Genomic DNA, 23044 nt, shown 5'->3' with positions numbered 1-23044 from the left:
AAAGAGTATAGTCTATTTACAGGACTTCTTGGTCTGTTTTTAAATACCTGTCTAGCGGTATGGAATAAACCTTTATATTTGTGCGAAATATAATTTGGATATGAAGAATACTTACAAATTGATATTATTTCTTCTCTTGATAACCCATGCCTCTTTCGGCCAAGACGTGAAAGGGTATATTAAGGATGCGGAGAGCAAGGAAGCTTTAGCCGGGGTAAACGTTTTTTATAAGGACAAAGGGGGTACGAGAGGAACTGTGTCTGATATAAACGGTTATTATGAGCTGAAAGTGACGGATGGCGACGCTGTATTGACTTTTAGCTATCTGGGATATGAAACGTTGAGCGTTCCCGTGAAAGTAGATCCGGGAGAGTTCTTGACGCATGACGTATCCTTGCGAACAAACTCAAACATGATGGACGAGGTCGTCGTGAGCGTCGGGCGTTATGAGCAAAAGCTAAGCGATATTACCGTCTCTATGGAATTACTGAAAGCGAAAGATATCACTCGTCAGTCTCCGAAAGATTTAACGGACGTATTGAAGAATATCTCCGGTGTGGACGTGACGGACCGGCAACCTTCCGTACGCGGTGGTACGGGATGGACCTATGGCGTGGGTAGCCGTTGCTTGATTCTGGTGGACGGAATGTCGGTGCTAACTCCGGGTTCCGGCGAGATAAACTGGAATATGATCCCGATGGAGAACGTCGATCAAGTAGAGGTACTGAAAGGGGCCTCTTCCGTATTATATGGCTCTTCTGCCTTGAATGGTTTGATTCACGTGAAAACGAAACGCCCCGGATTGGATCCGGTAACACAGGTGAACGTACAAGGAGGATTGTATGGGAAGCCGCGCCAAGACGGGACGCCTTTATATGGAGGCTTGGATCTCTCTCATTCCCGTAGGATCAAGAATTTTGATTTGACAGTGGGGGCTAATACATTCTTGGACGACGGGTATCGGCAGGATAATTACAATCGCCGTGTCCGGGTCGGTGGGAATCTTACGTATCACGATCCCCGGGTACAAGGGTTGAACTATGGCGTGAACGTGAATTATTTGTATAACGATTATACCGGTTTCTTTATCTGGCGTTCTCCGGAGGAGCCCTATATTCAATCTCCGCTGGCGAATATGGGACGCCGTGAGAATACATTTTATATAGATCCCTTCTTGAATTATACGAATTCGGAAAAAGGGACGACTCATCGTTTCAAGGGGCGTTTCTTCCATCGGGGAAGCCGTATCATCACGCATACTACGGATAAGTCTCTTTTTGACATAACGAATAATATGGGTTTTGATATCTCATCCGTCCCGGAGATTATCAATATGGCGCAAAACTGGCAAACCGAGTTATTGCCGACCTTCTTACCGTATTTGCCGGAGGTGATGAACGGGAAGGTGAGCGGATTGATGGGTGAATTGGGCAAGCTGGGAAATCATTTTTTCCCGACAGCTACCTCGGCGGATTATATGGACTTGATTTCTTGGGTGATGGGACGTACTCCGCTACCCGATAAGAATAACGTAGGGGCTTGGTTGGTAGATGCCATGAAACCGATGGAGAAAAAAGCGCCGGAGGCTACGGATCATACCTATTCCTATAATCTGGATTACCAATTCAGCAAGAAGTTCGAACATTCACAACTCACGGTTGGAGGTACTTATGAGCGTATTCATGCGGATTCGAAAGTGACCGGGCAGCATAGTAGCGATAATGTGGCTACCTTCCTGCAATATGATCATAAGTTTATCGATCGTTTGAACGTCTCGGTCGGTGTTCGTCTGGAGTATTACCGGGTCGATGATTTCTACCGGGAAGCGGAGACGAAGATTTTCGGGGCGAAGGTTCCGGTAAAACCTGTTTTCCGTGGAGGCTTGAATTATGAATTGGGTGAGTATAGTTTTATCCGGGCATCTTTCGGACAGGGATACCGTTATCCATCCGTTACGGAGAAGTTTATCCTGAAGGATATCGGAGGTGTGGGAGCTTTCCCGAACGCTGAATTGAAAGCGGAGCAAGGTTATAATGCCGAACTTGGTTTCAAGCAAGGCTATAAGTTCGGCAATTTGAAGGGCTTTATCGATGTGGCCGGCTTTTATACCCGTTACAAGGATATGATCGAGTTCCGTTTCGGCCTGTTTAATAATAAGACCTTCGATTATATCGATGGGCTTTCCAAGTTGTTCAATGCGTTCTCTAGCGGCGACGGCTTAGGAATCGGCGCTCAGTTCACGAACGTAGGCCGGGCGGAGATTTATGGGGTAGACTTGTCTACCTCGGGTGTGTATGAGTTTAACCGTGATACTCGTCTGGCATATACTTTGGGGTATGTTTATACGAATCCGATCGATATGGACGTGGATTCACGGAACGCGGAGGAGGAAGCGAATGATGACTTAATGGCGATGCGTTCGAAATCGAATGACAGCAAGTATTTAAAATATCGCCAGAAACATTCCGTAAAGGGGGTATTTGATCTGGAATGGAAACAGTTTAATATCGGAACGAATATGTCATGGAAAAGCAAGACATTGGCGGTCGATTATTTTATGGTCGATGAGCGTACGAAAGCGGAGCCTAACCTGATGGATTATATGCGCTCGATGCTATTCGGAAACTTACATGATTATTGGGCAGAGAACAATAAAGGATATTTCGTCATGGATATGCGTGTCGGGATGAAAGTGACGAAGAATATCCATGTACAAGGACTGGTGAACAACCTCTTAAACAAGCGCTATAGCGCCCGCCCGATGGATGTCGGCGCACCCCGGACTTTCATTCTGCAAGTAGGAGCCAATTTCTAACAAATTACCTAGTTGTAGAGACGGAGCGTGCTCTGTCTCTACAACATGTGATAGTTTTTCAATTCGCTTCGTAAACGAATCGCTTGATTGTCCGTCACCTTATCCATCAGTTTCCAGAATCTTTCGCTATGGTTCATCTCTATCGTATGGCAAAGCTCATGCAATAATACATAATCCACCAAATGCCAAGGAAGAAGCATTAATGATTGCGAGAGGTTAATGCTCTTCTTCATTGTACAACTTCCCCAATGCGTTTTGCTATTATTGATTTTCACCCCGGTCAACATAAATCCATGTTGTCTAGCCAATAGCGTGATACGTTCCGGCAACAACCGTTTCGCCTCGTGGCGGAGCGCCTTCTCCAGCATGGATTTCAATAAGGATTGCACCTCTTCCTCCTCGAAACGAGTCTCATTCGGACAAGCGATATGCAGTACTCCATCCTCCAATCTCATGTAGAAATTACTTCGCTCGGTGCGGAAGATATGCAAGCGGAATGTCGTAGCCTGTAACTCCGATCTTTCGTCGAGCAGGGGCCGGGCCGGATGCTTCTGGAGCGCTTTTACCAGCCGGGCCTTGTTCTCCATGATAAAAGCGATCATACGTTTCTCGTCTCCCCCGGGTGGCATCGTGGCGGTTATCTTTCCTTTTGATATCTTGAGCGTGTATCGAGTGGCCCGGGGAGTGGTACGGAGCGTTATGACTCCCAAATCCTTGTCTTGTATATTCTTTTCCATTCCTGCCACAAAAGTAATACATTGAGAAAAACAATAATACGATGGAATTGATTATCTTCGCGATCGTAAAGGTTAAAAACATAATCAATATAATAAATTAGCAATCATGAGCAAAAAAGCACTTTTAATTATCTGTGATGGTTGGGGAATTGGTGACAAAGGTAAAGACGACGTGATCTTTAACACGCCGACTCCATATTGGGACGAGTTATTGAAAACTTATCCAGCCTCACAGTTACAGGCTTCTGGCGAGAACGTTGGTTTGCCTGACGGACAAATGGGTAACTCTGAGGTGGGCCACTTGAACATCGGTGCTGGCCGTATCGTTTACCAAGATTTGGTGAAGATCAACATCGCTTGCCGCGAGAATACGATCATGGAGAACCCGGAGATCAAACGTGCTTATAGCTACGCGAAAGAGAATAATAAGCAGATCCACTTCATGGGCTTGGTTTCCGATGGTGGTGTACATAGCTCTTTGGAGCATCTTTTGAAGTTGACGGATATCGCCAAGGAATACGGAATCAGCAAGGCTTATGTACATTGCTTCATGGATGGCCGTGATACGGACCCGAAGAGTGGTAAAGGTTTTATCGAGACGTTGGAGAATCATCTGAAGACTACCGGCGGTAAGATCGCTTCTATCATCGGACGTTATTACGCTATGGACCGCGACAAACGTTGGGAACGTGTGAAAGAGGCTTACGACTTATTGGTCGAAGGTAAGGGTAAGCAAGCCGAGTGCATGGTAAAAGCGATGGAAGAGTCGTACGCCGAGGGTGTAACGGACGAGTTCATCAAGCCGATCGTTCACGTTGAGAACGGAAAGCCGGTTGCTGTTATCGAGGAAGGCGATGTCGTGATCTTCTTCAACTATCGTAACGACCGTGCGAAAGAGCTTACGGTTGTATTGACTCAGCAAGATATGCCGGAGGCCGGTATGCATACGATCCCTGGCTTGCAATATTTCTGTATGACTCCGTATGACGCTAGCTTCAAGGGTGTTCATATCTTGTTCGACAAAGAGAACGTAAATAATACGCTGGGTGAGTTCTTGGCAAACGTAGGTAAGACTCAGTTGCATATCGCCGAGACAGAGAAATACGCTCACGTGACTTTCTTCTTCAACGGTGGCCGTGAGACTCCGTTCGATAGCGAGGAGCGTATCTTGGTCCCTTCTCCTAAAGTGGCTACTTACGACTTAAAACCGGAAATGAGCGCTTTCGAGGTGAAAGATAAATTGGTGGATGCTATCAATACGAAGAAATTCGATTTCATCGTAGTGAACTACGCCAACGGTGATATGGTAGGCCATACGGGGATCTACAAAGCGATCGAGAAAGCGGTTGTAACGATCGACGCTTGCTTGCACGATACGGTTGAGGCCGCTAAAGCCAACGACTATGAGGTAATCATCATTGCTGACCATGGTAATGCGGATCACGCCTTGAACGAGGATGGCACTCCGAATACGGCTCATTCCTTGAACCCTGTTCCATTCGTTTATGTGACAGCCAACAAGGACGCTAAAGTAGAGGATGGTATCTTGGCCGATGTGGCTCCTTCAATCCTTCATATCTTGGGCTTGAAACAGCCGAAGGAGATGACTGGTAAGTCATTGATTAAATAAGAGCTAGGCGCATCTTATGATCCAGATAGATGACACTTTAGTAAGTCTTGACGTTATCGAGCGTTATTTTTTATGTGATCTTTCCAAATGTAAGGGGGAATGCTGCGTGGAAGGAGATTCCGGCGCTCCATTAGAGGATTCGGAGTTGGCGAAGCTCCAGAAAGTATTGCCCATTATCTGGGATGATTTATCCCCGAAAGCTCAAGAGGTCATTCATAAGCAAGGCGTAGCTTATATCGATGAGGAAGGCGATACGGTTACCTCTATCGTGAACGGCAAAGATTGTGTCTTTACCTGTTACGACGCCGATGGTACTTGTAAATGCGCTATCGAGAAAGCATACCGGGAAGGTAAGACGGATTTCTATAAGCCTGTTTCTTGCCATCTTTACCCGATACGTGTCACTCAGTATCGGGATTTCAAGGCCGTGAACTATCATCGCTGGAGCGTTTGTAAGGCAGCGGAGATCTTAGGAAAGAAAGAGCAATTGCCGGTTTATAAGTTCCTCAAGGAGCCCTTGATCCGTAAGTTCGGCCAGGCTTGGTATAAGGCCTTGGAAGAGTGTGCGGAGGAATGGAAGAAGCAGCGTGAGGAGTAGCTTTTAGATCGTTTATAAATATAAAAAATCCCTTCAGTCTCTCCCTTTGATAACTATACGTTAAAAACGGATGGAGGCTGAAGGGATTTTGTTTTATAGTCGCTCTATTTCCTCAAGGGAAAGGCCGGTGCATTTTTGGATGATAAGAGGGGTTATTCCCTCGGCTTTCATATTACGTGCCGTAGATTCTTTCCCTTTTTGCAGTCCTTCTTGCAATCCTTCTTGTAATCCTTTTTGCAATCCTTTTTCCATGCCTTCTTCCATCCCTTTTTTCATGCCTTTCTCAACGGCGAAGTCCAAGGTGTTATAATAATCATTATACATCTTCCACTCCGCCTCGTACTGCGCTCGTTGTTTGGGGGTGAGGTTCGCCATGGATCCGATGCGTTCCAACCGCTCGAATATGGCCTTGCGTGCCTTGAAAGGCATTCTGTCTAATGTATCCATATGCTTTAGTACATAAATCCAACGTTCAAAATCTGTCTCGCATTCTTCCTCCTCTTTGTTGAATCGAGGAAGCTCAATATAGATCTGGCGGAACTTGGGGTTGAATACCTGTCCGTTCTCCCGATCCGCCAGCACGATGTCCCTTCGGAACTTTCCTTCGTTCCTGTTATTGTTTGGCCTGTTCTCCTCGTCTAGCGTGAAGTTCAAGAAAAAAACACCGTACACGGCCGCCAGCTCATAGTCCCATGTTCCCTTTATCCCCTGTTCCACCACCGAGTGCGAGAGGTAGTATAAGGCCCTGTCCTTGAAGTGGGGCTGTTCCCTGTTCTGCATCTCGATTATGATCCGTTCGCCCTTGTCGGTCTCGCAATGGATATCGAAGATGACCTTCCTTCCTTGCTCTGTCTCGGGCAATCGCTCATTGTTCATTGTTCATGATCCTCAGGTCCATGATAGTATGCTCCCCTTTGAGGAGGTCGTTCAGGAACTCGATTAAAATGTCCTTGTTCATTTCCCTGCCGAATATGTGCTTGAAGCCGAAATCGGTGAAGGGGTTGATAAATTTTCCCATAGTGTTTATAGGTTTTAGTGATTAATAGGATATAGATGGTTCTTTTCCATCTTTGGCGATAAAGATACGATTTTTATTATATGGGGCATTCATTTAGGCTTTAAAAAAACACGTACGTCTTTTTTCGGAAACACCTTGTGTAGTTTGAGTGAAGACGAGATATAGTGAACGCATAAAGGATACAGCCTTAAAGCTAAAGGTGGGTTAATGAGGCTTTCCGCGTCAAATGTAAGCCATAGCTTATTTGAAAATACGGGAAACATGTGCCTGTACAGGCCCTGATAACCAAGAAACGGGCCCTCTCATTGGCTGTTGAAGTGAATAACTGACGGCTTGGGAAGTGAATAACTAATCACTTGGAAAGCCTTTTTATACCGGAACCAACAAGGTCTTCTCAGTGGCTTTGGGATGCGGTTCAGTTATCCTGCGGGGCTTTTCTATGTCGATTATTCTGTTATAGCCCTTGCGGATGGATGGTAAGCGAAGCGGCGATAATCATGACAGTTTGCGCGAAACAAGGCTGTTTGTTTGACATACCTCTTCTTTGGAGAAGTCTAACCAGAGAGAAGAAATAGGTGAAAAGGGCCTTTTTGTCTCTTATTTATAGGTAAAAGGTCGCTTTTCCGGTGAGAAAGGTGGTGTTTGCCCATGCGAATATATGCGTTAGCCGACGTAACCGTATGCATTAGGTGATACATACGGTAGTAATCCCCATCGCATACGATAGAAATTGCCTTTACATACAGGTGAATTACAGGTTTTAGCCTTAAGAGTATGAATAAGGATGAATTATTTTCTCTAGAATAAAATGGTATATTTCGTTATCTTGTTATGAAATAACTACTTGCGAATATTTTTTCTCGTTTTATAGAACTAGGTGTATAATCTCCCGGAAAATTCGATTCTCAAGGACTTTAATATACAAAGTGTCACAATGACAATCCGTAAATTCCGGATGACTCGTTTAATATAATATTAATGTACGCCTGTACATTATTAATGCTATACTATAAAAGCTGATGAATAATAGATTGAAATGATATCTGGAGTATGGAAACGACTAGTTTAAACGAACGATTCTTTTAGTCATTTGCAAAGGTACGCGTTTCTTCGATACTTGCAACCCTTCCGGGCTATTTTTTTACAGCTTATTCTCTTTCTTATCAATAGGATAGGTTATCCTTTACGAAACAAGCGATTCCTTCAACAAACCTTTCTATTTACCCCTTATAAAACGCAAGATTAAAACCTTCGTTTAAACTAGTCGTTTTTGAATGACAAAGCAATCGATACGATAACGTAATGAGCTGATTATCTTAATAAACACTAGTATTAATATTAATTTTAGAATTATGAACAAAAAGTTTTCTACTCTTTTGGCTGGTGCTGCGCTTCTGGGTGCGGTGACGGCTAATGGTGCTGTTAAGCTGAATCAAGGAGCGAATAACGGTCTTTATCAGCTTAAGGCAGGTTCTGCTTTCTTGAGTATTACCGAAAATTCCACGACTCACGAAGATGAAATCAAAATGGTTTCTCACTCTTCCGCAAATTTAGGAGGTACAATGTGGTGTGTAACGGTTGATGCCGAGAATCAAGGACAGAATCCTAAGTATGATTTCACGAACAAGATCGGAAAGTTTTTAGGTCTTGAGATCAGCACGATCAAAGGTAAGGCGGCGGCTCCGTTAGCTGCTGTACCTGCTGTTGTCGGTGGTGATCTTTCCGGTTGGAAATTCTCTCCTGTATTTAAGAATGGTGTGGAGAAATCCGTTCTCTATTCTTATTTCACGAATGACTCTGTAATCGGTTTGAAGGTGAATACTAGTGGCGATGTAGAAATGGTTAAAACTATAGCTACTACAGCTGGTATTACTGCCGCTGGTTTCACTGAATTTGAGTTGGTAGAGGCCGCTTCGATCGTTGTCTCAGGTGCTGATGAATTGAATACGATCTTTGGTACCCAAGATAAGAAAGCTGGTATCACATTGAAGTTTACTCCGGATGTATTAGGAGATGGAGCGGTAAACTACTTTACCGAGAAGAAGTTCACGGTTGAAGCTTCTGGAACTGCTAATTATTTCCATGTATTGAGAGCCGACTCTTCTTACTTGTACGTAGATACTGCTTATACGAATGCTGTGGGTGGAGCTAAGTTCTTGGCTTATAACTGGAGCAACTTAAAGGATACTTATAAGACTGGTACTAAGAATCATGCTACTCCGAAAGATTCTATCAATGCTACAGATTTATCAGACCAATATAAATTTATGTTTACATATTGGCCTTCAAATGACAGCTTGGAGATTCAGGTTAAACAATCTTTGTTAAAAACAAGTGAGACGTATTGGAAAGATGTTACTGCTACTACAGCTATGCAAAATCAGCATATCTCTTTGCAAGAGTTGCTGAAAGACAAGGTTCGTATCTTGACGGTAGATGCGGCTCAAAATACTAAGATTGAGTTAGGTTTCGCAGGTTGCAAAGTTTTGCCTACTACAAAGACAACTGTTGATGATGGTGTTTATGTAATCAGAAATGCTAAGACTGGTAAGTACTATGCTGCTCCGCTTTATAATGAATCTGCATCTAGTAAATACGAGTGGGTGACTTTGGATATTCAAGATGCTACTCATATGCCTGCTTATCAATGGGTTGTGTTGAAGAAGAACGTAACAGATAAGAATAAGGTTTCTGCTGTAGATTTGTATAACCGTGAGTATAATGACGGTACGGCTGCTGATGCGACTCTCCAATTGAATAAAAATGCGGGGGCTACTTATATGTATGCTGCTAGTTTTGGTGACTCTTTGGAATTTATCCCAGTCGCTAAAGAAATCTATACTGATAAGTATGTGGGTTATAAGCATCTGACTAATGATGAGTTGATCACGAACAAATATACTTTCAACTACTGGCATCCGTACGCATCTGATAAATTTATCGGTGTTAAGGATTCTACGATGAATGTGTTAGAGGGTAAGAAAGCGTTCACTCTTAAGTCTTCTTACAAAGAACATGCTTATGGCTATAATCCTTCTGAGGAGGTTTCCGGTAATGCGGACAAGAAGATCACGGGTCGTATCCCTGGCTTGGTGAGACCGGTAAGAACGATGTATATCATTACTAATGGTGAGACTACTTTCCGTAATCATAACGTAGCGGTAGAGTCTAAGTATAAATTGAGTAAGTATTATCCTAATACTACGAATGACTCTGTTTACTTCAAGGAGAACAACCATATTGAGGGTAACCATTACTATGCTATCCTTGAGGCTACTTCCGCAGGTGCTATCAGCACTCATAAAGCAGGTGTTTCCGATTATGATGCTTCCGCTACTTTGAAAGCTCAGGTAATGGGTGAGACTCGTACTTCCGCATTCGCTATCGCTCCGGACGAGACTCCGTTGTATCGTCAATTCAATAATGAACTTCTTGGTGAGAACGTTGATAATTCAGCTGATAGCTTGATGTTCAAGGAAACTATCCGTGGTGAATATTTGATGGATGAGCATAATGGTGCCTTGTTGAACAAGGATGTTGATTACGCTGGTATCTGGAGTGAGGGTAAGGCTGATGGTAAGTTGGCTTTCCGTATTGACACAGCATGGTTAACTCGTGGCGCAGGTAAGGTTAAACCTCAATACTTGGTATCCGCTTATCGTGAGTTGATCGAGGGTGAGAAGATCATTCCTTGTACTGAGACAGGCAAGCATATCACTGCTGATGGTCAAGTTACAGAAGATCCATATCAATGTGTACATGCTGTTCATGTGAAGACTCCGGCATTCATCTATGGTAAGTATTTGGTTAACTACTCAGACTCTGCTGCCGCTGTTGCTGCTCGCAAGGAAGCTCTTAACCCGTACTTGTTCAATACGAAAGCAGTTTCAAACAGTAGCTATACTCGTGTAGGTTTCGTTCCTGCCGTTCAATATGGTGATACCTTGATCGTTTTGACAGGTAAGTACAAAGCTATGACTGCTGATCAATTGAAGAATGAGGGAATCGAGTCTATTATGGCTGTTTATAAGAAAGATTATCCAAAATTCATCAACGTATTGTCTGGAGACAAGCATAAGAACGTAACTTGGTCATTCCGTTATGTAAATCCGGATAAGGCTGCTTTAGCTTATGTAGATGGTAAAGAGGGTGAGAACAACTCATTCTTGATCGAGTCTAACGTATATGCAACAGGAACAGATGGTGATAATCAATATCAGACTATCAAGGGTGATTTGGCAAAAGCTATCGCTCCTAATGAAGCTGCCGCATGGTTGAAGATGCACAATGGCTGCTTGGTATTGACAGATGCTAGCTCTACATTCGGTGCCGCTAAGACTGGTGGTGATGGAGCATTGGTATTCAACGCATATTCTAAGACTGAAGATGATGATATGGTAACATCTAACGATAACATCAACAATGTTGAAGGTGTATCTGTAGTAGCTGGTAACGGTACTGTAACTGTTCAAGGCGCTGCTGGTAAGTCAGTAGTTATCACTAACATCTTAGGTAAGGTTGTCGCTGAGACAGTTCTTACTTCAGACAACGCAACTATCGCTGTGCCTGCTGGTATCGTAGCTGTAGCTGTTGATGGTGAAGAGGCTGTTAAGGTAGTCGTAAAATAAGACTAACCGATGGACTAAACGAATAGAGGCGGGGAGACCCGCCTTTATGTAATATATAATTAAATAACTATGCCACAAAATAAAGTATCCCGTGACGGGTGAACACGTGGCATATTAATACTAAAGTAATTAAAAGTTCTTCCGCAGGTATCCTCGTGAGAAGAGAAAGCGGATCAAAAAACAAGCCCCGTGGGATTTATCCTATGGGGCTTTTATTTATCGTATCGCCACCTTGCGTACCGTATCGCCAATGCGGATGATATAATATCCCTTTGCGATATCTACGACATATTCGGCGGTGGACTGCTTGACTTCGATTTCTTTCACCTTGATGCCTACGACACTGTAGATTTCCAAGATACTCCCGACAGGAGCGTTCTCTACCTTGATGCGATTCTCGTAGGCCGTGATTTCGATAGGAGAGGGATCTTCTTGCCTAGAAGCAAATGTCTTGACTCCCGATTTATTAGCTTGTGCGTAAACCGGATAACTTGCGGAGAATGCAAGTGCCAAAGCGATGATATGTATAAGCTTCATTTACTTGTCCCTAAATTCGTACAAATGTAGAAAGTTTTCCGCATATTAGAAAGTAATTAGCTTTATTTCGTAAAACGGATGTATGATTATACGCTAAGCCTCATACCTTCCTCTCCTAAGATCGTGCCGGGAAATATCTTGTCTGCTTCTTTCTTTAACGGTGCCATATCCTCGTAACGAGCCGAGTAATGACCGATAACCAATCGCTTCACTTGGGCTTTATAAGCAATCTCGGCCGCTTGGCGGGCGGTAGAGTGGAAGGTCTCTTTCGCACGTGCGGCGTCACATTCAGCGAAAGTCGCCTCGTGGTATAATAAATCCACCCCTTCAATGATGGGGATTATAGATGGGTGAAAAGCTGTATCCGAGCAATAAGCATACCGTTTGGGAGCGACGGCAGGGCGGGTTAAGCGGGCATTCGGGATTACCTCTCCTTCCGGGGTGACGAAATCAGCGCCCCTTTTGATCTCTTGCATCATACGGACGGGAACTTGATAGAAATCTGTCATCTCCCGGATGATATGCGCTTCTTTGGCTTTCTCGGCGAATAAATAGCCACAACAGGGTATACGGTGCTTTAACGGAATGGAATAAACGCTTAAGGAGCGATCTTCCATAACCAACGAATGAGTTGTCGGGTCGATTAAGTTAAAACGGATCTCATAAGGCAACCCTTTACAAAAGATATCAAGTATCGGACGCATATAGCTCTCGATCTCTTTCGGCCCATGAATAACAAGTTCTCCATTACGTCCCAACATACCTAATGTAGAGATCAATCCCGGTAGCCCGAAGCAATGATCTCCGTGTAGGTGGGAGATGAAGATATGATTTAAACGACTGAATTTTATACGCATACGACGCATTTGCACTTGCGTGCCTTCTCCGCAGTCGATCATGTATAGTTTATCTCGTAAATCTACTATTTGAGAGGTCGCCAGATGGCGTGTCGTGGGCAATGCGGAACCGCATCCCAATATGTTTATATCAAAATCAGCCATTTGTTGTCTATGGGAATAATTGAGTGCAAAGATAATACAAAAGCATTTCTGTTCTGTGAAAAATAACAAAAAAACAAAGTGTAATGTATGCAGGATGAGGTGGATTCCATATATTTGTTTGCTGTCCTTCGGGAAAGCGAATATACAGTCGGTAAATAGACTTAAGATATTTTTTTCTAAGCCTTAACTAACTTTTTCTTTTTGTTTAAAACGGTTAAATGTAGAAACGGCCAAGCGTGAGCTTCGCCGTTTCCTTTTTTTATTGTTATTTTGAAATCTAAATACCTATATCTAATAAATTATGTCATTTAACAATCTACGATTATGAACAAGAATTTTATCTCTGTTTTCTTCCTGATGCTCGCTATGGGCGTATCTGTTATGGCCCAGAGTTATGAGGAAGATTTGGCTTTTTTTAAGGAACGAGTAAAGACTTTAGGCTCGGATGAGTTCGGAGGGCGTAAGCCTTTGACCGAGTATGAGACGAAAACAATCCATTACATCGCTGATGAATTTAAGAAACTAGGTCTTCAACCTGCTAATGGCGATAGTTATTTCCAGCCGGTGAAGGAAATATCTACTTTTACCCGTCCGGTAAAGGATAAGATCACGGTGAAATGCGCGAAAGGGTCTATGGATTTGAAGTTCTCGGATGATATTGTCGTTTGGACGAACCGGGGAACTGAGCAGGTAGTTATCCCTACTACGGACTATGTGTTCTGTGGGTTTGGCATTAATGCGCCGGAATATGGATGGAACGATTATGCGAATGTAGACGTGAAGGGGAAAATCGTTATCGCTATGGTGAATGATCCCGGTTTTTATGATACGTCTTTGTTCCGTGGAAAGAACATGACTTATTATGGCCGTTGGACTTATAAGTTCGAGGAGGCGCAACGCCAAGGTGCCGCAGGTTTATTGGTTCTTCATAACGAGGCGGCCGCTTCGTATGGTTGGAAGGTCTGTCAGGCTTCTCACGTGCAGACAAATATCGCTCTTTGCTCGGAGACAATGAATGCGGAAGCTTTGGGCATGAAGGGATGGCTCTCGGAGGAGGCTTGCAAGAAAATGTTCGCCCTTAGCGGATTGAATTTTGATGAGACGATTGCCGCGGCGAAGAAACCGGGTTTCAAGAGTTTTACGATGAAGGCGAAAAGTAAGGTTATATTAAATGTAAAGATGACTGTAGGCGAGTCTCATAACGTGGCGGCTGTTTTACCGGGCACGGACCTGAAAGACGAATACTTGGTTTTTACCGCTCACTGGGATCATTTTGGGATCGGCACGCCGATAGATGGGGACAGTATCTATAATGGCGCTAGCGATAATGCTTCGGGCGTGGCAACCTTAATGTTATTAGCTAAGAAATATCAATCATTGCCTGTTCATTCCCGTCGTTCCATCGTATTCGTGGCGGTGACTTCCGAGGAATGTGGCTTATTAGGTTCTCAGTACTATTGTGAGCATCCTTTGTTCCCTTTATCTAAAACGGCTATTAACTTGAACTTTGACGGCACGGCTCCGCGTGAGCGTACCCATGATATTTCTCTCCGGGCTGCGGGTAAGACGGATACGGATGCCTTGGTGATCGCTATGGCCTCGGCACAAGGACGGACCGTGAAGGTTATTACCGAAGATCCTGCGGGTGGTTATTTCCGTTCCGATCATTTTAATTTCGTGAAAAAAGGCGTACCTACGATTTTAGTTGGTGGCGGTAAGGATTACGTGGATAAAGCACGCCATGAGGCTAAACCGAAAGTTTACCGGTATCACCAACCGAATGATGAGTATGATGAATCTTGGTGGGATTTTGATGGGGCTATGGAAGATATGAACTTAATGTTTAGTATCGGTTTAGTTATCGCCAACAATGATGAGATGCCTAAGTGGACAAAAGAGGCGGACTTCCAAAGGCAATAGATTAATGTGCCAATGTAGCAATATGCCAATATGCTAATGTGTCAATTAAGATACTATCACTTGTATTCTCACTTGACATTGACATATTGGCACATTGGCATATTATTTAATTTGCACATTATTTAATAGGTATGACCTCCTTCTTGCATTTCCTTACTATTGATCTTATGTAGATCAAGCGCTCTCCAAGCATAGAAAATGTAGGCTAATACGAATGGAACGAGAATAGATACATAGCTCATTACTTTCAACGTGAATGGGCTTGAGCAACTATTCTGGATCGTCAATGAACTTTGTAGATCCGCCAAAGATGGGTAGTAAGCCGTATTATTCCATCCTGCGCAAAGTAATAAAGCTAATACGGTCAAGACAGTCCCTGCTCCCGCAAACCAGATGCCTTTTCTCCAAGTCTTCGAGAATATCGTTTTCCCTATGCCGAATAGCACGCCAACCACGCCAATCAATAATACGGCTAACACGATTGGCATCTCGATCAGGTTCATAAAATACTTATACGGTTGCATAAATACTTCTCCGGTATCCGGATTTACGGCAAAACCGTCCACCAACAATAAACGGATCAAGAATGTCAAGAAAAAGACGAGGAACAAGATTGTCTCCGGTATCAATTGTTTCCGGCTTTTAGCGACAATCTCCGGATCATCGATATTGTTGATAAAATAGAGTAGGGCCAGAGCTCGTGCCAAGAAGAAAACTGCCAGTCCTAGGCACAAATTCCAAAATACCAAAGCCGCCTCTAATCCATGCCAAGGATTGGCCCACGTGGAAATGACGGGCATGGCTACATCAGTCAACTGTTCTTTGTTAACAATAAATTCAGCGCCGTTAAAGAAGGTCGCTACAGCGGTTCCGAGTAAGATCGGACCTGCTATACCATTGATCATAAGAAATACTTGATACGTCTTTTTCCCGAGTAGGTTGCCTTTTTTCGCTTGATACTCGTAAGATACAGCTTGTATCACGAAGCAAAGCAAGATCAGCATCCATACCCAATAGGCTCCGCCGAAGCTTGTGGAATAAAATAAAGGGAAAGAGGCGAAGAAAGCACCTCCGAAAGTGACCAACGTAGTGAAAGTAAACTCCCACTTACGCCCGGTCGAGTTCAATAACATTTTTTGCTGTATCTCCGTCTTGCCGATAGTGAAGAGTAGAGATTGGCCTCCTTGTACAAAAAGAAGGAATACTAATAGCGCTCCGAGTAGAGATACCAGAAACCACCAGTAATGTTGTAACAATATATATGTACTATCCATAGGACTTTCTATTTAAGAATTGATATTTGAAAATTGAAAATTAGTGGGCGGCAGCTTCCGGCCCTTTCTTGATGGCCTTAACCATGATTCCAATCTCTGCGATCAGCAGGATCGTAAATAAGATAAGGAACAGGTAGAAAGTGGTCTGTACCGAGGATGGGTTTAACTTGGATATCGAAGCGCTGGTCGGCAAGATATCCTGTATAGCCCAAGGTTGACGTCCTACCTCCGCTACGATCCAACCGGCTTGTCCCGCTATATATCCTAAAGGTATAGACCATAGGCCCACGTATTGCAACCAACGTGTATTAGCGATTTTCCCTTTTTTATCCCATATCAACGTAATAATGAATAGTAAGATGAAGAAACAACCAAGGATCACCATCACACGGAAAGAATAGAATGTCAATCCTACATGCGGGATTAACTCTGCCGGATCCTTAATATAACCATATCCGAAATAGGGGAAATTCTCTTCCAAGGTTACCCTGTATTGTGCGGCTGCTGCGGTATCTTTATCTTTAACCGCTTTGCGATAATCAGCTAACGCTTTGATGGCGGTTTTACCTTTCTCTATTTTTTCTTTGGCGGAGAGCGCTACCGTTCCTTTATTGGTCGTATAACCTCCCTCTATTAAGTTTACGATTCCCGGAACGTATGCGTTCATGTCACGTTCTGCTAAGAAGGAGAGGAGTTTGGGGAACTTAATGTCAAAAATAAATGCGTTCTGGTTATCCAGATAACTCGTCTTTGCCGGATTTAAGATGCCGATACCTACGAGTCCTACTCCGTTGCCACCCTCATAAAGACCTTCCATGGCGGCTAGTTTCATCGGCTGCTTTTGAGCGACTTGGTAAGCGGAGCCATCACCCGTCCAGATAATAAGGATGGAGGCTACCAACCCGAATATAGCGCTGACCTTGATACTTGACAAAGCGAATTCGGTATTCCGTTTCTTTAATAAATACCAGCAGCTGATTCCTAGTACGAACAAGGCGCCTACGATCCAACCGGACAATACCGTATGGAAAAACTTATTAATGGCGACAGGCGATAAGGCTACGGCCCAGAAATCGAACATCTCGTTACGGACCGTATCCGGATTGAAATGCATACCGACCGGATATTGCATCCATGCGTTAGCGATCAAGATCCAGAGAGCGGAAAGAGTAGCGCCGATAATCGTCAGCCAAGTGGAGGCGAGATGAAAGCGTTTGCTAACCTTGTCCCAACCAAAAAACATAACAGCGATAAAGGTAGCTTCCATAAAGAAGGCGAGAATTCCCTCGATAGCCAAAGGTGCCCCGAAGATATCCCCGACAAACCAACTATAGTTAGACCAGTTGGTTCCGAACTCGAACTCGAGGATCAATCCCGTAGCGACACCGATAGCGAAATTGATACCGAATAATTTCATCCAAAATTGGGCGGTCTTTTTCCATGCCTCATTACCTGTCCGATAATAAATCGTCTCCATAATAGCTTGGATAACGCCAAGTCCTAGTGTTAGTGGCACGAAGAGCCAATGATACATGGCAGTAAGGGCAAATTGAGCCCTCGACCAATCGATCAATGAAGTGTCAATGTTTTCAATCATATTTATTAATGTTTTAAGGATTTATTGCCCGTTGTATGAGTTCGTTCGATACGTGGTTCTCCTTCTCACTATCGCTATCGAATTGCCCGAGATAATTAGGAAAGAAGAATAATCTCAGGATAAAAAACATGATAAACAATTTGACTAGAATGATTAGCCAAAGAGTCTTGCCCAGCTTCATCTCCCGGAATCCTTCCAGATAAAAGCGATATATTCGTATGAATGCAGATTCTTTTTTCATATAGTTGTTCTCATTTAAGATAACAGTTGTTAATATGAATATGTTTTCATGTTTTTACAAATATATCCAAACTGCGTTAATAAAATACCCCCAATCCTATAGATAATATTTATGAAATTATAAATAAGATCTATCCTGTCTGTTAAAAAAAACTATTTTAAATAAGAAAGCGGTCTTTTGATCTTGTCAATAATACAGCATTGGCTATATTTGCGACAATTTGTTGCCTGTAAAGGTGTAAAGACACATGAAATATCATTGTTAAGTGCTAATCTATAAAAAATTATTACTATGTCTAACATTTCTAGAAGATCTTTTCTTCAAAAAGGTACGGCTGCCGCAGCAGCTTTGACTATTGTTCCGAGTGCGGTCCTAGGTAAAACCCATGGTCATATCGCTCCAACTGATAAATTGAATATTGCCGGTGTTGGTATCGGAGGTATGGGTAACGCTAACTTAAAGAACATGGAGACTACCGAGAATATCGTAGCTCTTTGTGACATCGACTGGAAGTACTCAAAACCTGTATTCGACCGTCATCCTCAAGCTAAAAAATACTGGGACTATCGTAAGATGTATGATGAGATGGGTAAATCTATTGACGCTGTGTTGGTAGCTACCGCTGACCATACTCATGCGATGATCACAGCTGACGCTATGACGCTTGGCAAACACGTATACACTCAGAAACCGTTGACTCACTCTGTTTATGAGTCCCGTTTGCTTACGAACTTGGCTAAGAAGTATGACGTAGCTACTCAGATGGGTAACCAAGGTTCTTCATTGGCTGAAGGTGTAGATTTGATCTGTGAATGGATTTGGAATGGTGAGATCGGTGAGGTTACTAAAGTAGAATGCGCTACCAACCGTCCTATCTGGCCGCAAGGTTTGAACGCTCCTGAGAAAGTTGATAAGATTCCTTCTACATTGAATTGGGATTTGTTTACGGGTCCTGCTAAATTGAGACCGTTTAATAAGACATATCATCCTTGGAACTGGCGCGGATGGTGGGATTATGGTACAGGTGCGTTGGGTGATATGGCTTGCCACATCTTACATCCGGTATTCAAAGGCTTGAATTTAGGCTATCCGACAAGAGTTCAAGGTTCTTCTACATTGTTATTACAAGACTGTGCTCCTAACGCTCAGCATGTTAAGTTGGTATTCCCGGCTCGTGATAATATGCCAAAGGTAGCTATGCCGGAGGTTGAAGTTCACTGGTATGATGGTGGTATGATGCCGGATCGTCCAGAAGGATTCCCTCAAGGTAAGGAATTGATGGGTGAAGGTGGTGGATTGTGTATCTTCCATGGTACGAAAGATACATTGATCTGCGGTTGCTACGGTGTTAACCCATGGTTGTTATCTGGTCGTAAACCGAACGTTCCTCAAACATTGCGCCGCGTGAAAGACGCTATGAAGGGTGGTCACGAACAAGACTGGATTCGTGCTTGTAAGGAAAGCGCAGGCAGCCGTGTTCAGACGAAGTCTAACTTCTTGGAGGCTGGTCCGTTCAATGAAATGGTTGTAATGGGTGTATTGGCTGTTCGTTTGCAAAGATTGAATAAAGAATTGTTGTGGGATGGCCCTAACATGAGATTTACGAATATCGATCCGAATGAGACAATCAAGATCATCAAGAAAGATACATTCGAGGTTATCGATGGTGACCCGAAATTCAAGACAGAGTGGACGGATCCAATTAATGCTCAAGAATTTGCCGCAGGCTTGATCAAGCACAACTACCGTGAAGGCTGGAAGTTGGTAGATATGCCGAGATAATAGTTTTAACTCAATAAATAAAATGAAAAAGTCAGTATTATTAGCAAGTGCCGCTATCATGATGTGTTATTTCACTTCTTGTGGTGGTGGAAAGAAAACAGAAGAAGCTCCTGCAGCTGCTGAGACTACAACAGAAGCCGCAGCTCCTGAGTACAAGCTCATGACAGATCTTCCTACTGTAGATATCACGACTTTCCCGAAAGATAAAGAGGGTAGATATGTGATCTTCGATGGTAAGACATTCAATGGCTGGAGAGGTTATGACCGTGCTGACGTTCCGGGTGCTTGGACAATCGAGGACGGAGCGATCAAAATCAATGGCTCTGGTGCTGGTGAGGCTGGTGCTTCCAACGGTGGGGACTTGATCTTCGCTCATAAGTTGGGTAACTTCGAGCTTGAGTTCGAATGGAAAGTAGGTAAAGGCTCTAACTCTGGTGTATTCATCATGATTCAAGAGGTAGAGGGACAACCTTCTTACATCTCTGCTCCTGAGTACCAAGTATTGGATAACGAGAACCACCCCGACGCTAAGTTAGGTAAGGATGGCAACCGTAAATCTTCTTCTTTGTATGACATGATTCCTGCTAAACCGCAGAACGCAAAACCGTTCGGTGAGTGGAACAAGGGTAAGATCATGTGCTATAAGGGTACAGTTGTTCACTATTTGAATAGCGATGAACCTGTTGTTGAGTATCACTTGTGGACTCCGCAATGGAAAGAAATGTTGGATAATAGCAAATTTAGCAAAGACAAATGGCCGTTGGCTTATGAGTTGTTGTTGAATTGCGGTGGCGCTAACAAAGAAGGTTTCATCGGATTTCAAGACCACGGGGATGATGTTTGGTTCCGTAACATTACTGTTAAAGTTTTGGATTAATCGTATCAAGCACATTTTAGCATAAATAATGCCCGAGGCCTAAATCTATGATTTTAGCTTCGGGTGTTGTGTTTTTAATAATCGACTTTTTCTAAACCAATTTTTTAGGACCAAGAAATGAAAATAGAACAAGGTTACACGAAAGCGCAGATGACTTGGCTGATGATGCTGCGTCTTTTTATAGGTTGGCACTTTATGTATGAAGGCCTAGTAAAAATCATGAACCCAAAATGGACATCTCTACCCTATCTACTCGATTCAAAGGGTCCCGCTGCTTCATTTTTTATCAAATTGACTCAAGACGACAGTTTGATGACAACCATCAACTTCTTGAATGAGTGGGCTCTGTTATTGATCGGCCTAGGCTTGACTTTAGGCTGTTTGTATCGTTTATCTTCTGTTGGAGGTATGATTCTTCTCGCTATGTACACGTTATCCCACCCCTCTTTCGTGGGAGCGAGCTATATGATGCCGTTTGAAGGCTCTTATTTATGGATTGACAAGAACCTTGTGGAGTTCGCCGCTTTAGGCTTGATGTGCGTATTCCCTACATCACAAATCATAGGATTCGATCGTGTGTTAGGACGTGTGTGTCCGATATTGCATAAACTTAAATTTATTTGATACCCATGGCAACAGAAGATGCAAAGAATACTCCTTCTCAGGAGCAAATGCCCGATAAAGGACGTCGGGACACATTGAAGACATTGGCTACAGTGCCTATCTTAGGTGCTTTGGCATATGGCGTTTACCAAAAAAGGAAAGACGCTTTAAGAGGCCGTAACATATCAGATGTATTTCAGGTAAGTAACAGGCAGGCCTCCTATTTAGAGCCGCAAGGCGATGGTAAGAAGATCCGTATCGGTTTGGTAGGCTTCGGTATTCGTGGAAAGCAATTGATGCGTGCCGCAGGTTTCGCTGAGCCTTCTTGGATCGATAAGATGAAAGAGGCTAATAAGTTGAATAAGAAAGACACGCGTTATCAGCAATATATGGAGCAAGATGATCTGAATATTGAGATAACCGCGGTTTGTGATATATTTGATGTATATGGTGAGGCCGCTGTATTGACCGGTTCCAATATCCATCGTGAGGGTAGCGGCGGTAAGTTCGGGCCTGCTCCGAAACGTTACCGGACTTATCAAGAGCTGGTAACGGCTCCGGATGTGGATGCCGTTATTATCGCTGGTCCGGACCACTGGCATAGCACGATCGCTATGGCTGCGGCACGTGCCGGAAAGCATGTATATTGCGAGAAACCGTTATCATGGACGGTTCCTGAGACGTATATGGTTCGCCAAGTGATCAAAGAGACTGGCGTTGTATTTCAGTTAGGTCACCAAGGACGTCAGACCGATTGCTATCAGAAGGCCGAGGAGATTATCGGTAACGGATTATTAGGCCCTGTTAACTTGATCGAGGTTTGTACGAACCGTAACTCTCCAAATGGTGCTTGGGTATATGATATTATCGAAGGCTCTAATCCGAATACGATCGATTGGAAACAGTTTGAAGGTGATCCTGAGCGTATTAAGGAGTATATGGATTATATGACATCCAATAAGCTTGAAAGATATATCGGTCCGGACGAGCGTAGCAAGTTTAGTCTGGAACGTTTCTTCCGCTGGCGTTGCTGGTGGGATTATAGTACAGGTCTTTCCGGTGACTTGTTGACACATGAGTACGACGCTGTCAACCAGATCATGCATGTAGGTATACCTCATTCCGCTACTTCATCCGGTGGTGTTTATTTCTTCAAGGACGGACGTACGGTACCTGATGTATTGCAGACTACTTTCGAGTGGCCGGATCGTGACTTGACGATGTTGTATAGCGCTACATTGGCAAGTAGCCGTAACCGTGGCAAGGTGTTCATGGGGCATGATGCTTCTATGGAGGTTTCCAATATCTTGGCTATTACGGTTGACCAAGATTCCACTCGTTATGCGGATAAGATCAAGGAAGGTATTATTCCTACAGATACCCCGTTCTATACCTATGTACCGGGACAAAATAGCTCGGATTCCGTTACATCTCCTACGGAGTTGTATTTCGCTAAACGTGGTTTGCTGTATACGTATGTAAATGGTAAACGTTATGATACGACTCACTTGCATATCCGTGAGTGGCTGGAATGTATCCGTCAAGGCAAGACTCCTAGCTGTAATATCGACGCTGCTTTCCAAGAAGCTATGACTGCCCACATGGGTACTCGCGCTTATCTGGAAGGACGTACGATGTACTGGGATAAGGACAAAGAAGAGATCGTAAGAGGTGAACTTGCGTAAGTATCTAAAAAGACGATAAATAACTTTCCCAAGAAGCGAACTTCATAAATGGATGGAGTTCGCTTCTTTTATTTGTGCATGTATAAAATTTCTTCTCTTTT

At 43.5% G+C, this 23044-nt stretch carries 15 protein-coding genes and 1 pseudogene; 9 read left to right on the top strand and 7 right to left on the bottom strand.

Annotated features, from left to right (window positions below; genetic code table 11):
* The first annotated feature begins 100 nt into the window (after nucleotides 1-100).
* Nucleotides 101-2815: a TonB-dependent receptor gene (locus CI960_RS19515; RefSeq protein ID WP_005861053.1), complete on the top strand. Its 2715-nt coding sequence runs from the start codon at nucleotides 101-103 to the stop codon at nucleotides 2813-2815.
* A gap of 38 nt (nucleotides 2816-2853) precedes the next feature.
* Here the strand turns inward: CI960_RS19515 and CI960_RS19510 are convergent, their stop codons facing one another.
* A complete protein-coding gene (locus CI960_RS19510; RefSeq protein ID WP_005861055.1) occupies nucleotides 2854-3552 on the bottom strand; it encodes a M48 family metallopeptidase in 699 nt (232 codons plus the stop codon).
* Nucleotides 3553-3658: 106 nt separating this feature from the next.
* Between CI960_RS19510 and gpmI the strand changes: the two genes are divergently transcribed.
* Nucleotides 3659-5182: a 2,3-bisphosphoglycerate-independent phosphoglycerate mutase gene (gene gpmI, locus CI960_RS19505; RefSeq protein ID WP_005861057.1), complete on the top strand. Its 1524-nt coding sequence runs from the start codon at nucleotides 3659-3661 to the stop codon at nucleotides 5180-5182.
* 16 nt (nucleotides 5183-5198) lie between these two features.
* Entirely contained in the window at nucleotides 5199-5780 is a 582-nt protein-coding gene (locus CI960_RS19500) for a DUF3109 family protein (protein WP_005861059.1), read from the top strand.
* Between the two features lie 93 nt (nucleotides 5781-5873).
* Here the strand turns inward: CI960_RS19500 and CI960_RS19495 are convergent.
* Nucleotides 5874-6798: pseudogene (locus CI960_RS19495) on the bottom strand (Rpn family recombination-promoting nuclease/putative transposase).
* 1352 nt (nucleotides 6799-8150) lie between these two features.
* Here CI960_RS19495 and CI960_RS19485 point away from each other — a divergent pair.
* Nucleotides 8151-11426, top strand: coding sequence for a DUF6383 domain-containing protein (locus CI960_RS19485; protein WP_005866671.1), 3276 nt, complete (start codon nucleotides 8151-8153; stop codon nucleotides 11424-11426).
* A gap of 216 nt (nucleotides 11427-11642) precedes the next feature.
* On the opposite strand, the gene CI960_RS19480 is transcribed toward CI960_RS19485, so the two are convergent.
* Together CI960_RS19480 and CI960_RS19475 are read right to left on the bottom strand one after the other, a co-directional pair.
* Nucleotides 11643-11963: a T9SS type A sorting domain-containing protein gene (locus CI960_RS19480; protein ID WP_005861068.1), complete on the bottom strand. Its 321-nt coding sequence runs from the start codon at nucleotides 11961-11963 to the stop codon at nucleotides 11643-11645.
* A gap of 86 nt (nucleotides 11964-12049) precedes the next feature.
* Complete coding sequence (locus CI960_RS19475; protein WP_005861069.1) at nucleotides 12050-12964, bottom strand: ribonuclease Z; 915 nt, start codon at nucleotides 12962-12964, stop codon at nucleotides 12050-12052.
* Nucleotides 12965-13288: 324 nt separating this feature from the next.
* Here CI960_RS19475 and CI960_RS19470 point away from each other — a divergent pair, with 324 nt between their 5' ends.
* On the top strand, nucleotides 13289-14884 hold the full coding sequence (locus tag CI960_RS19470) for a M28 family peptidase (RefSeq protein ID WP_005861072.1): 1596 nt from the start codon (nucleotides 13289-13291) through the stop codon (nucleotides 14882-14884).
* Between the two features lie 122 nt (nucleotides 14885-15006).
* Here CI960_RS19470 and CI960_RS19465 read toward each other — a convergent pair whose 3' ends face one another.
* From CI960_RS19465 to CI960_RS19455, 3 genes are read right to left on the bottom strand one after another with little or no spacing between them, the layout of a single operon-like run.
* Nucleotides 15007-16158, bottom strand: coding sequence for a cytochrome d ubiquinol oxidase subunit II (locus tag CI960_RS19465; protein WP_005861074.1), 1152 nt, complete (start codon nucleotides 16156-16158; stop codon nucleotides 15007-15009).
* A gap of 40 nt (nucleotides 16159-16198) precedes the next feature.
* Nucleotides 16199-17755, bottom strand: coding sequence for a cytochrome ubiquinol oxidase subunit I (locus CI960_RS19460; protein WP_005861076.1), 1557 nt, complete (start codon nucleotides 17753-17755; stop codon nucleotides 16199-16201).
* 13 nt (nucleotides 17756-17768) lie between these two features.
* Nucleotides 17769-17996, bottom strand: coding sequence for a DUF4492 domain-containing protein (locus tag CI960_RS19455; RefSeq protein ID WP_005861078.1), 228 nt, complete (start codon nucleotides 17994-17996; stop codon nucleotides 17769-17771).
* Nucleotides 17997-18287: 291 nt separating this feature from the next.
* On the opposite strand from CI960_RS19455, the gene CI960_RS19450 reads away from it, so the two are divergent.
* The 4 genes from CI960_RS19450 (at nucleotide 18288) to CI960_RS19435 (ending at nucleotide 22943) form a co-directional block, all read left to right on the top strand.
* Nucleotides 18288-19778, top strand: a complete 1491-nt coding sequence (locus CI960_RS19450) for a Gfo/Idh/MocA family oxidoreductase (protein ID WP_005861079.1) — start codon at nucleotides 18288-18290, stop codon at nucleotides 19776-19778.
* A 22-nt stretch (nucleotides 19779-19800) separates the two neighbouring features.
* Nucleotides 19801-20655, top strand: a complete 855-nt coding sequence (locus CI960_RS19445) for a DUF1080 domain-containing protein (RefSeq protein ID WP_005861081.1) — start codon at nucleotides 19801-19803, stop codon at nucleotides 20653-20655.
* Nucleotides 20656-20772: 117 nt separating this feature from the next.
* The gene (locus tag CI960_RS19440; protein WP_005861083.1) at nucleotides 20773-21279 is read left to right on the top strand and encodes a DoxX family membrane protein; all 507 of its coding nucleotides are present in this window, start codon (nucleotides 20773-20775) and stop codon (nucleotides 21277-21279) included.
* A 5-nt stretch (nucleotides 21280-21284) separates the two neighbouring features.
* The gene (locus CI960_RS19435; protein ID WP_005861085.1) at nucleotides 21285-22943 is read left to right on the top strand and encodes a Gfo/Idh/MocA family protein; all 1659 of its coding nucleotides are present in this window, start codon (nucleotides 21285-21287) and stop codon (nucleotides 22941-22943) included.
* Nucleotides 22944-23044 lie beyond the last annotated feature (101 nt).

It is taken from the genome of Parabacteroides sp. CT06, from assembly GCF_002257605.1.
In the GTDB taxonomy this organism is placed as follows: Bacteria; Bacteroidota; Bacteroidia; order Bacteroidales; family Tannerellaceae; genus Parabacteroides; species Parabacteroides distasonis.
Note: the sequence above shows the minus strand (reverse complement) of the source record. Positions and strands in the feature narration are given on the sequence as shown.

Coding starts and splice junctions, on each gene's coding strand:
- CI960_RS19515 (WP_005861053.1), top strand. CDS start 101: ATGAAGAATACTTACAAATTGATATTATTTCTTCTCTTGATAACCCAT.
- CI960_RS19510 (WP_005861055.1), bottom strand. CDS start 3,552: ATGGAAAAGAATATACAAGACAAGGATTTGGGAGTCATAACGCTCCGT.
- gpmI (WP_005861057.1), top strand. CDS start 3,659: ATGAGCAAAAAAGCACTTTTAATTATCTGTGATGGTTGGGGAATTGGT.
- CI960_RS19500 (WP_005861059.1), top strand. CDS start 5,199: ATGATCCAGATAGATGACACTTTAGTAAGTCTTGACGTTATCGAGCGT.
- CI960_RS19485 (WP_005866671.1), top strand. CDS start 8,151: ATGAACAAAAAGTTTTCTACTCTTTTGGCTGGTGCTGCGCTTCTGGGT.
- CI960_RS19480 (WP_005861068.1), bottom strand. CDS start 11,963: ATGAAGCTTATACATATCATCGCTTTGGCACTTGCATTCTCCGCAAGT.
- CI960_RS19475 (WP_005861069.1), bottom strand. CDS start 12,964: ATGGCTGATTTTGATATAAACATATTGGGATGCGGTTCCGCATTGCCC.
- CI960_RS19470 (WP_005861072.1), top strand. CDS start 13,289: ATGAACAAGAATTTTATCTCTGTTTTCTTCCTGATGCTCGCTATGGGC.
- CI960_RS19465 (WP_005861074.1), bottom strand. CDS start 16,158: ATGGATAGTACATATATATTGTTACAACATTACTGGTGGTTTCTGGTA.
- CI960_RS19460 (WP_005861076.1), bottom strand. CDS start 17,755: ATGATTGAAAACATTGACACTTCATTGATCGATTGGTCGAGGGCTCAA.
- CI960_RS19455 (WP_005861078.1), bottom strand. CDS start 17,996: ATGAAAAAAGAATCTGCATTCATACGAATATATCGCTTTTATCTGGAA.
- CI960_RS19450 (WP_005861079.1), top strand. CDS start 18,288: ATGTCTAACATTTCTAGAAGATCTTTTCTTCAAAAAGGTACGGCTGCC.
- CI960_RS19445 (WP_005861081.1), top strand. CDS start 19,801: ATGAAAAAGTCAGTATTATTAGCAAGTGCCGCTATCATGATGTGTTAT.
- CI960_RS19440 (WP_005861083.1), top strand. CDS start 20,773: ATGAAAATAGAACAAGGTTACACGAAAGCGCAGATGACTTGGCTGATG.
- CI960_RS19435 (WP_005861085.1), top strand. CDS start 21,285: ATGGCAACAGAAGATGCAAAGAATACTCCTTCTCAGGAGCAAATGCCC.